This is a genomic window from Limnohabitans sp. 2KL-3 (assembly GCF_001269405.1).
In the GTDB taxonomy this organism is placed as follows: Bacteria; Pseudomonadota; Gammaproteobacteria; order Burkholderiales; family Burkholderiaceae_C; genus Limnohabitans_A.
On sequence record NZ_CXON01000010.1, the window covers coordinates 1 to 14,082 of the forward strand.

Annotated in this window: 13 protein-coding genes and 1 pseudogene; 2 read left to right on the forward strand and 12 right to left on the reverse strand. The window is 56.9% G+C overall.

The features are described from left to right. The 3 genes and pseudogenes from AMM41_RS13065 to mnmG all read right to left on the reverse strand — a co-directional run. A pseudogene (locus AMM41_RS13065) lies at positions 1-393 on the reverse strand (hypothetical protein); the annotation flags it as partial. A gap of 877 nt (positions 394-1,270) precedes the next feature. Continuing rightward, positions 1,271-1,924, reverse strand: a complete 654-nt coding sequence (gene rsmG, locus AMM41_RS13070; RefSeq protein WP_089959180.1) for a 16S rRNA (guanine(527)-N(7))-methyltransferase RsmG — start codon at positions 1,922-1,924, stop codon at positions 1,271-1,273. Further along, entirely contained in the window at positions 1,921-3,891 is a 1,971-nt protein-coding gene (mnmG, locus tag AMM41_RS13075) for a tRNA uridine-5-carboxymethylaminomethyl(34) synthesis enzyme MnmG (RefSeq protein WP_089959534.1), read from the reverse strand. The genes rsmG and mnmG overlap by 4 nt, the downstream gene beginning before the upstream one ends. A gap of 291 nt (positions 3,892-4,182) precedes the next feature. On the opposite strand from mnmG, the gene AMM41_RS13080 reads away from it, so the two are divergent. Continuing rightward, positions 4,183-5,493, forward strand: coding sequence for a Glu/Leu/Phe/Val family dehydrogenase (locus tag AMM41_RS13080; protein ID WP_089959183.1), 1,311 nt, complete (start codon positions 4,183-4,185; stop codon positions 5,491-5,493). 59 nt (positions 5,494-5,552) lie between these two features. Here the strand turns inward: AMM41_RS13080 and AMM41_RS13085 are convergent, their stop codons facing one another. Further along, positions 5,553-6,020 carry an Lrp/AsnC family transcriptional regulator gene (locus tag AMM41_RS13085; protein WP_089959187.1) on the reverse strand — a complete coding sequence of 156 codons (468 nt, stop codon included), beginning with the start codon at positions 6,018-6,020 and terminating at the stop codon, positions 5,553-5,555. A gap of 119 nt (positions 6,021-6,139) precedes the next feature. Between AMM41_RS13085 and AMM41_RS13090 the strand changes: the two genes are divergently transcribed. Continuing rightward, positions 6,140-9,676: an indolepyruvate ferredoxin oxidoreductase family protein gene (locus AMM41_RS13090; protein WP_089959189.1), complete on the forward strand. Its 3,537-nt coding sequence runs from the start codon at positions 6,140-6,142 to the stop codon at positions 9,674-9,676. 35 nt (positions 9,677-9,711) lie between these two features. Here AMM41_RS13090 and minE read toward each other — a convergent pair whose 3' ends face one another. The 8 genes from minE to AMM41_RS13130 all read right to left on the reverse strand — a co-directional run bounded on the left by minE (position 9,712) and on the right by AMM41_RS13130 (position 14,042). Further along, entirely contained in the window at positions 9,712-9,972 is a 261-nt protein-coding gene (gene minE, locus AMM41_RS13095; protein WP_089959192.1) for a cell division topological specificity factor MinE, read from the reverse strand. A 3-nt stretch (positions 9,973-9,975) separates the two neighbouring features. Further along, the gene (minD, locus tag AMM41_RS13100; protein ID WP_089959197.1) at positions 9,976-10,791 is read right to left on the reverse strand and encodes a septum site-determining protein MinD; all 816 of its coding nucleotides are present in this window, start codon (positions 10,789-10,791) and stop codon (positions 9,976-9,978) included. A 29-nt stretch (positions 10,792-10,820) separates the two neighbouring features. Continuing rightward, positions 10,821-11,585: a septum site-determining protein MinC gene (gene minC, locus AMM41_RS13105; protein WP_089959202.1), complete on the reverse strand. Its 765-nt coding sequence runs from the start codon at positions 11,583-11,585 to the stop codon at positions 10,821-10,823. A 274-nt stretch (positions 11,586-11,859) separates the two neighbouring features. After that, complete coding sequence (locus AMM41_RS13110; protein ID WP_194944781.1) at positions 11,860-12,069, reverse strand: DUF2788 domain-containing protein; 210 nt, start codon at positions 12,067-12,069, stop codon at positions 11,860-11,862. Then, on the reverse strand, positions 12,069-12,923 hold the full coding sequence (locus tag AMM41_RS13115; RefSeq protein WP_089959206.1) for a DUF2189 domain-containing protein: 855 nt from the start codon (positions 12,921-12,923) through the stop codon (positions 12,069-12,071). The genes AMM41_RS13110 and AMM41_RS13115 overlap by 1 nt, the downstream gene beginning before the upstream one ends. A 112-nt stretch (positions 12,924-13,035) precedes the next feature. Continuing rightward, positions 13,036-13,569, reverse strand: coding sequence for a Spy/CpxP family protein refolding chaperone (locus tag AMM41_RS13120; RefSeq protein ID WP_089959211.1), 534 nt, complete (start codon positions 13,567-13,569; stop codon positions 13,036-13,038). 54 nt (positions 13,570-13,623) lie between these two features. After that, a complete protein-coding gene (locus tag AMM41_RS13125) occupies positions 13,624-13,818 on the reverse strand; it encodes a YgaP family membrane protein (RefSeq protein ID WP_089959214.1) in 195 nt (64 codons plus the stop codon). 26 nt (positions 13,819-13,844) lie between these two features. Next, positions 13,845-14,042, reverse strand: coding sequence for a heavy-metal-associated domain-containing protein (locus AMM41_RS13130; RefSeq protein WP_089959221.1), 198 nt, complete (start codon positions 14,040-14,042; stop codon positions 13,845-13,847). Positions 14,043-14,082 lie beyond the last annotated feature (40 nt).

The following is a 14,082-nucleotide window of genomic DNA, read 5'->3' on the forward strand; positions in this document are numbered from 1 at the left end:
CGTCGGGATGCCCAAGGGCCGCGTTTTACCGCCCGCTTTGGGTATCTCTACCCGCCGCACCGCTTGGGGCCTGTACTCTCCTTGCTCCAGTTGTCGGCACAGCTCACTCAGGTACCGCGCTTCATGCGCCGCAAATCCTTCTATGCTTTGCCAATCTATCCCCGCTGACCCTTTGTTCCCTTGGACTTGTTGCCAAGCCGCTTGCAAGGTGCTCAGCCGGTAAACCTTGTCGATCAAACTGAACCACTTGTTTCCTTTGACGCCGTTGCCCAGCGCCGCCAACATACGATCCGTCCAGACTTCACGGTCCACCCATGCCCATTGGGCAGGGTCTGACTCGGCTTGTTTAGCCCTAAGAGGCACTGCCACCGTTTCGCTTTCGCTCTCGTTCATCTCTGTCCTTTTCGTATCCACTTTCCTGCCACCCTTGGCTCGTGCGGCTTTCCTACTCCGCATTTCTCAGGCTGCCGTCTGCTCGGTTTAGGCTCAAGGGGCGCACCCCGGTCATTGCAAACTCTCGTTTGCCCACACCGTTTCCGGTGCAGTTTGGCCCTGTCTGCTCTGGCAGCCCATCGCTACTACGATGGCTCTGACTGCTGCAGCCCGTCACCTCGGGCCACAGCTCTCCCCGCTTATCTCACGCACACTTCCTGACGTTGCGCCTCCAACCACATGGGTGGCCCGCATGTCGTTTTATCCACCAAAACAACGCATGCGATGTGTTTCAGGCTTCGCCTTCTCCCAGCCAGCTCGCCGCCACTCCCTGCCGAATCGAGTTCGCTTTACTGCGCACCGCCAGTTCGCCTCCGGTTGCTCTCCACCCCGCTTCGCAGCGACGCAGTTACCTTCGACTACGGGGCCTTGGCTTACCCCGACATGGACTCTCACCATGCTGTGTACGCGCCTTCACGGGCGCACTAGGAGCGACGCCCTCGTCGCGATAGAGCCTCGCAGACCACCACCTATCGCCCCGGGGGCGGGGCTCCCTCATTTTGTAGGAGCGACGCCCTCGTCGCGATGAAAGCCTCACAGACCATCACCCATCGCCCCGAGGGCGGGGCTCCCACAGGGAGCGCTGCGCCAAAAATAGCCGCGCAAATCAAACTCCACAGGGCCGGGTCAATCGCTGAACACCTTCTGAAGTGATCGCGGCACCATGACCGATGACCACACCTACAGACTTTTCAACCGTGATTGACGCAGGGCCCTGTCCCAGCCATCCCAAAATTCAGGGCTCAACGCACATCATGTTGAAAGACACCGCCAAGCCTCAATGGGCAGATGCTTCAGGCTTCATCCAGATCATGCAGCGCTCAACGTCCAAACCTGGCACCTTCAAGGGTTCCACGTGAAACACGCCCACATCACTGGGCAAAGCATCGATCTCATCTTGGGGATGCTTTCCCTTCATGGCCATCCACACACCACGCTCGTCCAAAGCAGAGCGAGACCAGGTGACGAAGTCAGGCAATGACGCAAAAGCACGCGAACAGATGACCTGATAGGGGTCCGTCAACGATTCCACCCGTGCATGCAATCCGCGCAAATTGGGCAGCTTCAGGTTCACGGCCACTTGCTGCACAAACGCGGCTTTTTTGGCTACCGTGTCCACACAGCTCACATTCAACTCGGGCATGCACACAGCCAGCACCACCCCGGGCAAACCACCCCCTGAACCCACATCGAGCACACGCAGGGCCTTGCCTTGGGTGTGCCGCGTCAAAGGCCCCACAGCTGTCAGACTGTCCAACAGATGGTGAGTGAGCATGTCGGCCGGGTCACGCAGTGCTGTCAAGTTATAGACTTTGTTCCACTTTTGGATCAGCGCCACATAGTCCAACAAAGACCGAATTTGCCCATCCAACAACTCCAAACCCAAGGCTTCGACACCCGAGCGCAAGCCTTGTTCCAAATTCACACTCATGCGATGACACTCTCTGGATCGGTTTTCATGAAGCCTTTGAATCCACCCTTCTTCAGGTGAATCAGCAACAGCGACACACTGGCCGGCGTGATGCCCGATATGCGCGAAGCCTGGCCCAGTGTTTCGGGCCGATGTTTGGCCAACTTCTGACGAGCTTCGATCGACAGTGCCGAGACCTTCATGTAGTCCAGACTCTCGGGCAGGCGCAGGTGTTCGTAAAACGCAGCCCGCTCCACCTCCCCTTTTTGGCGGTCAATGTAGCCAGAATACTTGGCGGCGATCTCGACCTGCTCGATCACCGAGGGGCTCAGGTCACCCAGCGTTTCACGTGAAACATCGGCGCTGGCCATGCGCCCACCGTCCAAAGACATCAACGCCGGATAGCTCACATTCGGTCTGCGCAGCAAGTCGAACAGGTTGTGCTCGTGCTCAATGGCTTTGCCCATCACCCGCTCAGACTCGGCCGCTGGCAAGTTGCGCGGGTTCACCCAGGTGGATTTCAGTCGCTCTGTTTCACGTGAAACAGCATCGCGTTTGCGGCTGAAGGCGTCCCAACGGGCGTCATCCACCAGACCCATTTGACGGCCCACTTCGGTCAGGCGAGCATCGGCATTGTCTTCGCGCAACTGCAGGCGGAACTCCGCCCGGCTGGTGAACATGCGGTAAGGCTCTGTCACGCCCTGGGTCACCAGGTCGTCCACCAGCACACCCAAATAGGCTTGGTCTCGTGCAGGCGTCCAGGCGGCTTCGCCACGGCATTGCAGCGCGGCATTGATGCCCGCAAACAAACCCTGGGCCGCAGCTTCTTCGTAACCGGTGGTGCCGTTGATCTGCCCCGCAAAGAACAGGCCGTTGATCTGGCGCGTCTCAAAGCTGTTCTTCAGGGCGCGTGGGTCAAAGTAGTCGTATTCGATGGCGTAGCCAGGGCGCAGGATGTGGCAGTTTTCCAAGCCCTTCATCGAGCGCACCAGGTCGTACTGGATGTCAAACGGCAGACTGGTCGAGATGCCATTGGGGTAATACTCGTGGGTGGTCAGGCCTTCGGGCTCCAGAAAAATCTGGTGGCTGTCCTTGTCGGCAAAGCGGTTGATCTTGTCTTCCACGCTGGGGCAGTAACGCGGGCCGACGCCCTCGATCTTGCCGGTGAACATGGGGCTGCGGTCAAAACCCGAGCGGATGATGTCGTGTGTGCGCTCGTTGGTGTGGGTGATCCAGCACGGCACTTGCTGCGGGTGCATGCCTGCATTGCCCATGAAACTGAATACCGGCACCCCACCCTCGGGGTTCATGCCGCCAGGCACGCCGTCACCGGGCTGCTCGGTGCATTGGCTGAAGTCGATGGTGCGGCCGTCCAAGCGGGGTGGTGTGCCCGTCTTCAGACGTCCTTGCGGCAGCTTCAACTCTTTCAGGCGTGCAGACAAGCTGACAGCGGGCGGATCACCGGCCCTGCCCGCCGAATAGTTCTGCAAACCCACATGGATCTTGCCGTCCAAAAACGTGCCCGCCGTCAGCACCACCGTGCGCGAACGGAAACGGATACCGACTTGCGTCACGGCACCCACCACCCGGTCACCCTCCACCATCAGGTCGTCCACGGCTTGCTGGAACAGCCACAGATTGGGCTGGTTTTCCAACATGCGGCGAATGGCGGCTTTGTACAAAATGCGGTCGGCCTGCGCGCGGGTGGCCCGCACGGCCGGGCCTTTGGAGCTGTTGAGGATGCGGAACTGGATACCGCCCTCGTCGGTGGCCAGCGCCATGGCCCCGCCCAAGGCGTCCACCTCTTTGACCAGGTGGCCCTTGCCAATGCCACCAATGGACGGGTTGCAGCTCATCTGCCCCAGCGTCTCGATGTTGTGGCTGAGCAAGAGTGTTTTGCTGCCCATGCGGGCGGCCGCAAGCGCGGCTTCGGTTCCGGCATGGCCACCGCCGACCACGATCACATCGAATTCTTGAGGGTAAAGCATGAAAAATCCGCCTTGAATGAAGGCCAAAAAAGGGCGCCGCCTGCGCCGTGGGCCGCCCTGCCACGGGGTCGGCTGAAGCTGCTTATTTTACAGGCAGGTGTCTTTGGCGGGGTGTTTGTTCGCACAGCCATAAACGGGGTTCAAGCACGGCCTCAAGCAGGAGACTGACGCCTCCAAGTTGATGCCTTCTGTGCATGAACCGACAGCCAAACAGCCTTGGACGGCGCAACATGGGCGGCTCCACAATGCGCAACACCGACAACCCGTCAGTTTCACGAAAGGCATCAAAACATGGCCAACACGCCCGCAAGCAACACAGCCACAAGCTCTCATGCATTGCCCTCTTATTTAAACCCTGAGCACCTGGGCGCTTGGGGCATTTACCTGCAGCAAGTCGACCGCGTCACGCCCTATTTGGGCAGCTTGTCACGCTGGGTCGAAACCCTCAAGCGACCCAAACGCGCCCTGATCGTGGACGTGCCGATTGAACTGGACAACGGCACCATGGCCCACTTTGAAGGTTACCGTGTGCAACACAACACCAGCCGCGGCCCGGGCAAAGGCGGTGTGCGTTTTCACCAAGACGTGACCTTGTCTGAAGTCATGGCCTTGTCGGCCTGGATGTCGGTCAAAAACGCCGCCGTCAACCTGCCGTTTGGCGGGGCCAAGGGCGGCATCCGGGTCGACCCCAAAACCCTGTCACGCGGCGAGCTGGAGCGACTGACCCGCCGCTACACCAGCGAGATCGGCATCCTCATCGGTCCCACCAAAGACATCCCCGCGCCTGATGTGAACACCAACGAGCAGATTATGGCCTGGATGATGGACACCTATTCCATGAACGAAGGCACCACCACCTCAGGCGTGGTGACCGGCAAACCCATTGCCTTGGGCGGTTCTTTGGGCCGGCGCGAAGCCACCGGGCGCGGCGTGTACACCGTGGGCCAAGAGGCTGCGCAACACATCGGGCTGGACATTACAAAAGCCCGCATCGCCGTGCAAGGCTTTGGCAATGTGGGCGGCATCGCGGCCAAACTGTTTGCCCAGACCGGGGCCACAGTGGTCGCGGTTCAGGACCACGGCGGCACCGTCTACAAGGCTGCAGGTCTGGACGTGCCCGCCCTGCTGCGCCATGTCAGCGAGCATGGCAGCGTCGAGGGTTTTGAAGATGCCGACAGCTTGCCCGATGCGCAGTTCTGGGGCGTGGCTTGTGACATCCTGATGCCCGCCGCGCTCGAGCAACAAATCACCGCCGCCAATGCCCACCTCATCCAGGCCCGCATGGTGATCGAAGGTGCCAACGGCCCCACCACACCCGAGGCCGACGACATCCTGCACGAACGGGGCATCTTGGTTGTGCCGGACGTGATCGCCAACGCCGGGGGCGTCACGGTCAGTTACTTTGAATGGGTGCAGGATTTTTCCAGCTTCTTCTGGAGCGAAGACGAAATCAACGCCCGCCTGGTGCGCATCCTGCGCGAAGCCTTTGCCGCCATCTGGCAAGTGGCCAACGAACACCGGGTGAGTCTGCGCACCGCCACCTTCATCGTGGCGTGCACACGCATCTTGCAAGCGCGTGAGCTGCGGGGTTTGTACCCCTGAGAAGCCGTGGCTGATCTCAGGCCCAGGCTCGCTTGGGCGCTGCTGACCACGCCACTGCCTCAGGTCTTCAAAGGCAAGGCCCCAGCGGCCTTGACCTCGCCCAGCGAAAAACTGGTGTGCAGGTCTTTCACATTGGGCAGGTTGATCAACACATCACGGGCAAACTGGCTGAAGCTGTTCAGGTCCTTGCTGACCACCTGCAGCTCAAAGGTGCCGGTGCCGCTGATGTAGTGACACGACACCACTTCGGGGATTTTGAGGATGGCTTCCTCCAGTTGGCGTGTGATGTCACCACGGTTGCGCTCGGCGTCCAGCCGCACAAAGGCCAACACGTCCAGGCCCACCTTCTGGCGGTCAATGTCAGCCCGGTAGCCTTTGATGACGCCAGACTCTTCGAGCGCCCGCACCCGCCGCCAGCAAGGCGCGGCCGATAAACCGACCCGCTGCGCCAACTCCGCATTGGTCAGGCGGCCATTGGTTTGCAGTTCATTCAATATCGCCCAGTCGAATTTGTCCAGTGTTTCCAAAATACGCCTCTTTGAGCAAGATTCTTTCAAATCATAGGGCAAATCCTGTCACCGAAAGCAAGCACATGTCTGCTGGAGCGTCCTACACTGTGCCATCTATTTCAGACGCAGGACAGACCATGAACGCCCCCTTGCCCGAATCGATTCGCCAGGCGCTGGAAACCGTGACGCTGGACGACAAATACAGCCTCGATGTGGGCCGTGCCTTCATGAGCGGCGTGCAAGCCCTGGTCAAGCTGCCCATGCTGCAGCGCCAACGCGACGCCTTGCAGGGCAAAAACACGGCCGGCTTCATCAGCGGTTACCGGGGCTCTCCCTTGGGCAGCTACGACCAATCGCTGTGGAAAGCCAAGGACCACCTCAAGGCCCAGCACATCGTGTTCCAGCCCGGCGTGAACGAAGAGCTGGCCGCCACCGCTTTGTGGGGCACCCAGCAACTGGGTTTTGCGCCACCCGGCACCAACAAATTCGATGGCGTGTTCGGCATCTGGTATGGCAAAGGCCCCGGCGTGGACCGCTGCTCGGACGTGTTCAAACACGCCAACATGGCGGGTACCACGCCCTGGGGTGGCGTGCTGGCCGTAGCGGGCGATGACCATGTGGCCAAAAGCTCCACCGCCGCTCACCAGAGTGACCACATCTTCAAAGCCTGCGGCCTGCCCGTGTTTTTCCCGGCCAGCGTGCAAGACATCCTGGACCAAGGCTTGCACGCCTTGGCCCTGAGCCGCTTTGCGGGCATCTGGTCGGGCATGAAGACGATTCAGGAAATTGTCGAGTCCAGTGCCACCGCGCACATCGACCCCGAGCGCGTGCAAATCGTGCTGCCCGAATTTGTGATGCCGCCCGGCGGCGTGCACATCCGCTGGCCAGACACCGCACTGGAGCAAGAAGCGCGTTTGTTCGACTACAAGTGGTATGCGGCGCTGGCCTACATCCGCGCCAACAAGCTCAACCACAACGTCATCCAAGGACCCAACGACCGATTCGGCCTGATTGCCAGCGGCAAGGCCTACAACGACACTCGCCAGGCCCTGCTCGATCTGGGTCTGGACGACGCCACCTGCCAACGCCTGGGTATCCGGGTGCACAAAGTGGGCGTGGTCTGGCCCCTTGAATCGCACACCACCCGTGAGTTCGCCACCGGCTTGCGCGAGATTTTGGTGGTCGAAGAAAAGCGCCAGGTCATCGAATACCAACTCAAAGAAGAGCTCTACAACTGGCGCGACGACATGCGCCCCACCATCGTGGGCAAATTCGACGAAGCCGAGGGCGACACCTCCGGCGGCGAATGGTCAACGGCCAATCCGACAGAGCGCACCTTGCTGCGGGCCAACGCCGACCTGACACCCGCCTTGATTGCACGGGCCATTGCCAAGCGTTTGAAAAAGCTGGGCCTCGATGCCGACACCACCGCACGCATCGACGCGCACTTGGCTGTGCTGGACGCCAAAGAAAAATCTCTGCAAACCCTGACCCTGGGCGCCGCTGCCGAGCGCACGCCCTGGTTTTGCTCCGGCTGCCCACACAACACCTCCACCAAGGTGCCCGAAGGCTCACGCGCCATGGCCGGCATCGGCTGCCACTTTATGAGCCTCTGGATGGACCGCAGCACGACGGGATTCACCCAGATGGGCGGCGAAGGCGTGCCATGGAGTGGCCAGCAGCCCTTTTGCACCGACCAGCACATTTTTGCCAACATCGGTGACGGCACTTACTTCCACAGCGGCATTTTGGCCGTGCGCCAGAGCGTGGCCTCGGGTGTGAACATCACCTACAAAATTTTGTACAACGATGCCGTCGCCATGACGGGCGGCCAGCAAGTGGGTGAACGCCCTGAAGGTCACAGCGTGGTGCAAATCGCCATGAGCATGAAGGCCGAAGCTGCGCAGCGCATCGTGGTGGTGACCGACGAGCCCGAAAAATACGAAGGCGTGGCTTTGGTCGATGGCGTGCGTGTGTTCCACCGCGATGAACTCGACCGCATCCAACGCGAAATGCGTGAAGTCAAAGGCACCACCGTCATCATTTACGACCAGACCTGCGCCACCGAAAAACGCCGCCGCCGCAAGCGCGGCACCATGGTCGACCCCGCCGTGCGCGTGATGATCAACGAAGAAGTGTGTGAAGGCTGTGGGGACTGCGGTGTGCAGTCCAACTGCTTGTCGGTTGAACCGCTCGAAACCCCTTTGGGCCGCAAGCGCACCATCAACCAAAGCACCTGCAACAAGGACACCAGCTGCCTCAAAGGCTTTTGCCCCAGCTTTGTCACCGTGGAAGGTGGCACCTTCAAAAAGAAAGCCACATCGACTGCCCCGGCCATCCAGCCAGCCAGCCTGGGCGCACTGCCCGAACCCACCTTGCCCACCATCCAAGAGCCTTGGGGCATGGTGGTGGCGGGTGTAGGCGGCACGGGCGTCATCACCATTGGCCAGCTGCTGGGCATGGCCGCGCACATGGAGGGCAAAGGCATCGTCACGCAAGACTCGGCAGGCTTGGCGCAAAAAGGCGGTGCCACCTGGAGCCACATCCTGGTGGCCAACAGCCAAGACGAGATCCGCACCACCCGCGTGAGCATGGCAGCGGCCGACCTCATCATCGGTTGCGACCCGATCGTGAGTGCCTCCAAAGAAACCACTTTGCGCATGCGCGCTGGCCGCACCCATGTGGCCCTGAACAGCAACAGCACACCCACCGCCGCCTTTGTGAAAAACGGCAACTGGCAAAACCCGGCCGAACAATGCGTGGCCGAAATCACCACACAGGTGGGCGTGGATGGCGTGGGCGCTTTTGACGCAGATGCCTTGGCCAAGCAACTCATGGGCGACACGATCTATGTGAACCCCATGATCCTGGGCTACGCCTGGCAAAAGGGTTGGGTGCCTTTGCGCCGCGAGTCTTTGGTGCGGGCCATTGAGCTCAACGACGTGCAGGTCAAAAACAACCTGGCCGCTTTTGAATGGGGTCGCCATGCCGCGCACCAGCCCGATGCGTTGATGAAAACCATTCAGCCTTCGCAAGTCATCCAGTTCAAAAAACGCGAGTCCCTGGAAGATTTGATCGCCGACCGCATGACGCGCCTGACCGATTACCAGGACAAAGCGTATGCCCTGCTCTACCAAGGCATCGTGGGGCGTGTGCAAGCGGCCGAAGCCCCGCTGGGCAAAACACTTTTGAGCGACACCGTGGCCCGGCAGCTGTACCGCTTGATGGCCTACAAGGACGAGTACGAAGTGGCCCGCCTGCACACCCAAACCGGCTTTGTGGAACGCATTCAAAACAGTTTTGAAGGCGACTTCAAAGTCCACTACCACCTGGCCCCACCGCTTTGGTCCAAGCGCAACAGCCAAGGCGAATTGGTCAAGAAAAAGTTCGGCCCCATCATGCTGACGGGCTTCAAGGTGCTGGCCAAACTCAAAGGTCTGCGCGGCACCAAGCTGGACTACTTTGGCAAAACCGAAGAGCGTCAGACTGAACGCGCCTTGATCCGTGAGTACATGCAGCACATTGAAGCTGTGCTGAACAATTTGAGCGCCGAATCACATGCGCATGCGGTCAGCGTGGCACGGGTGCCGGAAAACATCAAAGGGTTTGGTCACGTCAAAGAGCGCAACATTCGAGCAGCACGCAGCCTGTGGGCGTCGCTTGTCAAAGATTGATTGAACACCCCATTGCCTTGGGCAATGGGGGATCTTCAGCGCGATTCTGGCAATTCAATCTTGACTTCAAGGACTTCAAGGTTGTCTTGCCGCTCAAGATTGACCTTGATGTCTTCGATGTTGATTTTGATGTATTTGCTGATCACAGCCACCAACTCGCGCTGTAAGTCCGGCAGGTAATCGGGTTCAGAGGCATTGCGGCCGCTGCGTTCGTGGGCCAGAATGATTTGCAAACGCTCTCTGGCCACATTGGCGGTTTGCTTCTTTTCGCCCAAGAGGAAGGAAAGCAAAGACATGGTTTATTTGCCTCCAAACAAACGCTTGAAGAAGCCTGCTTTTTCTGCATCAACGAAGCGCATGGGTTTGTCTTCACCGAGAAAGCGTTCGATCACATCCTTGTAAGCTTCGGCCACATCGGTACTGGCCAAATGGATCACGGGCGTGCCCTGGTTGGAAGCCTGAAGCACGTTTTCGCTTTCTGGAATCACGCCAATCAAAGGAATGCGCAAAATGTCCTGGATGTCCTGCAAAGACAACATCTGACCTTCTTCCACGCGATGCGGGTTGTAGCGTGTGATAAGCAAATGTTCCTTGACGGGCTCAGCGCCTTCAATGGCCCGTTGCGTCTTGCTGCCCAACATGCCCAAAATGCGGTCCGAATCGCGCACCGAAGACACCTCAGGGTTGGTCACCACCAAAGCCTCATCGGCAAAATGCATGGCCATCAAAGCACCCGTTTCGATGCCCGCAGGCGAATCGCAAACAATGAAATCAAAACCCATGGCACTGAGGTCTTTCAAAACCTTCTCAACACCTTCTTGAGACAAGGCATCTTTGTCACGGGTTTGTGAGGCGGCAAGCACAAAAAGGTTTTCACATTGCTTGTCTTTGATCAAGGCTTGATTAAGGTTGGCTTCACCTTGAATCACATTGATCAGGTCATACACCACCCGACGCTCACACCCCATGATGAGGTCCAGATTGCGCAAACCGACATCGAAATCGATGACGGCTGTTTTAAAGCCCTTCATCGCCAAACCGGTTGAAAAACTTGCACTGGTCGTGGTTTTGCCCACGCCGCCTTTGCCAGATGTCACAACAACAATTTTTGTCATGGTTTAACTTTCTAAGACCAAATAAAGAATCAGGATTTGAGAGCTGAAATCAACAATTTGTCACCTTCCGGCCCCGTTTGAAGACAAACATGGGCGGCTTTGCCAAGCACATCGTTGGGCAGTGCATTTTCACTGGTGCGGTAAACACCGGCAATGGACAACAATTCGGGTTCCATGACCTGGGCAAAAATGCGGGCCTGCGTATCACCCCGAGCGCCTGCAATGGCTTTGCCTCTCAAAGTGGCATACACATGCACATGGCCATCGGCAATGACCTCGGCACCCGGGTTAACCATCGCCAACATCACCAAGTCACGTCCCTTGGCATAGACCTGCTGGCCAGAGCGCAAAGGTTTATCAATCACCAATGCGCCCAGTGGCAAGACAGGCGCTTGCAAAACAGGCGGTGCAAGGGGTTCAGGCTCAGCAAGGGGCATGGAGCGCTTCACACGGGCATCGGAAGCATTGACCAAGCCCAGACCCTTGGCCAAGTCCAAAAGGGCAGCATCTGCGCCTTTGATGCCCAATGGCATCAAACTGTGTTGACGCAAAACACCCATCAGCGCCGAAAGGTCCAAAGATTGCAGGGTGTTGTCTTGCGAAGCAGACAGGCCACTCAGGTCAATGATCACGGGTTCGTTGTCAAAAAACCCGGGGCTTTCCGCCAATTGACGCGCCAAAGCCTGAGAAACCTTGTGGATGTCGGTGGTTTTGAGCAGCAAAGCCACCAAAGGCAAATCAGCGCTTTTGATGTCGTAACAGTGCAGGAGGGGATCTTCTGAAACGAGCGCCATGGTCACATCAAGGTGCAAAAGACACAAATTTTAACAGTGCCTGCGTTTTTTGTTATCTTTCTATGGATTTATATCTTTAATTAGTCATAGTAGATAAGGATCGCCTTCATCTGTGGATAAAGATGCTTTATCCAATGATGACAGTCACTTAGCAAGGTTTGCCGCTTGTGGGTGAGTGCGATTTTTGACTGTCGTGGATTCATGAACAACTTTTCAGACAGAGACCAAGCTGTGGATAAGTCATGGTTTGTTCATTTTTTATCCACAGGTTTTTTCACTGATCAATCAGCCATTGAATGACACCTTTGGCCACAAAACCCAACATGCCAAAGGCCAGACCCAAAAAGATCACGAAAGTTCCGAATTTTCCTGCTTTGGATTCCCAAGCCAACTGTCCGATGATGAACAGCATGTAGAGCATGAAAGCGCCCACACCAATCGTCAAACCAAACCAGGCAAATTGTTCTTCTGAAAATGACCACATCACCAATCACCTTGCCCTGACATGCGTTCTTCAAGATCACTGACGTTGACCATCTGCCGATAAGCGTGCCAGCTGCCATGCCCCAGCATGGGAACGATCAGGATCAATCCCAAAAACAAGGACATGAATCCAAGCAAGGTAAAACCCATGATCAAAAACGCCCACAGCGCCATGGGCAATGGATGCGTGAGTACGGCTTTCCAACTTGTGAGAACAGCCTGCAACACACTCACTTTGCGGTCCAGAAGCAAGGGCATGGAAATGACACTGGATGCAAAAACAGGGGCGGCCATCACACCGCCTAAGCCCAGCCAAATTTCAAACAAAAAATTGTTTTCAGCCAACACCACATGCCTGATGAAATCCATGGGCGTGTGAATGGGCACCGGTGCAAACAAAGTGATCAGCGCCGATGAAGTGATGACCCAACCTGTCGCCGCCAATGCCAACAGCAAACCAAAACGAATCAAACACCAATAACTGTCGGGTTGTTTTCGAAAACGCAGTTGCCATTGGGTCCAAGTGCGGATCAGCAGTTGCAGATTCACCTTTTCACCACGTTCGATGGCACGACTCATTGCATAAAGGCTGGTCGCCAGCACTGGGGCTATCACCATAAAGCCTGACAAGCCGCCAGCGAGCAACCAAAAACGGTCATGGGCAACCCAGGCAATGAGTGAGCCTGCCAAGGCCAACACCAAGCCATGCAAAGTACTCAGCAATGGCGCTTTGGCAAAATCTTTGAAACCCAAGGCCAGCCAATGCAAAGGCTGGTCCATGGCAATGGGCAAGATGGGGGGTAAACCATGACCGTTTGAGCCATTGGAGGATGGAGGGGTTTTGGATAACTGCATCAAAACAGCTTACCCAAACTTCATCTTGCGCATTTGATGTAGGTCAAGACTGGAAAAACGGGCAAAAAAAACTGCCCCTCAGGGCAGTTTTGCAATGATCAAAAGGGCCAGATCAATGCCGATGACCATGCTCGTGTTTGGATGCATGCATGCTGCCCTGCATTCGAGACATGTGGCGCATGCTTTGTGCATCAAAAATGACTTTTTGCTCCGCAGTCAACTGCCCATAAAACACCCGTGTGGCTTCGGCATGCTTTTGCATGTGTGCATCACGTTGCTGCTTCATTGTCTGCATCTGGTCAAGGCGTTCGGGCGTTGTCATTTTTTCAAAAGCAGCACGATCAGGGTGCACCGGATGCCCGGGTTTTTGCATGGTTTGAACAAAACTTTGCCAAGCTGCATCTTGCGAAGCAGTCAGATTCAATTGGGCATGTAATGTTTCCAAATGCTTGGCATGACGATCCGCACCATGCTGGCGCTGGGTCTGTGAATGTGCAGCCGAAACAGCGCCTGTTGAAGCTGGCGCTTGGGCAAAACTCATGCCAGATACTGCAAGCAGCAAACTGGCAGAGATCAAAGACAAACGAATCGATTTCATGGAAAACACCCTTTCAGTGATGGAGTGACTGAAGTCTGATGGACCCATGTGTCTGCGATGCGCTGTGCCTTGTAAAGAAAAATAAAGCCCTTGAAGGCAAATTCAAATGTTTTTGTTTTTACAGGTATTGATGCCCAGCAAGCTGTACGGTGGACACCAGCCTGACAGGCCCGTTGCCAAAGGCACCAAACCGACCCAGCCCCAAGCACCGACTGTGCCCGTGGCAGCCAAAGCCACCAAAACCACACCCAGCACAATGCGCAAAATACGATCAATACCGCCTACGTTCGATGTCATGGGTTTTCCTTAAAAAAATGAATGAATCAATGGACGATGCGATAGCCTTCGTCCTCAATGGCCTGAATGAATTTTTCAGCCGGCAAGTCAGACAACACTTCAACAAAGTCAACAGTGCGGTCGATCACAATTTTGGCATGCGCGTCTATGGCCAACAAGGCCTTTGAGACAGCTTTCTCACAGTGGGCACAAGTCATGCCTTCAACGCTAAAAATATGCTTCATGATGCAAAGACACAAAGGTTCATGGGTTGAGATCAAAGCA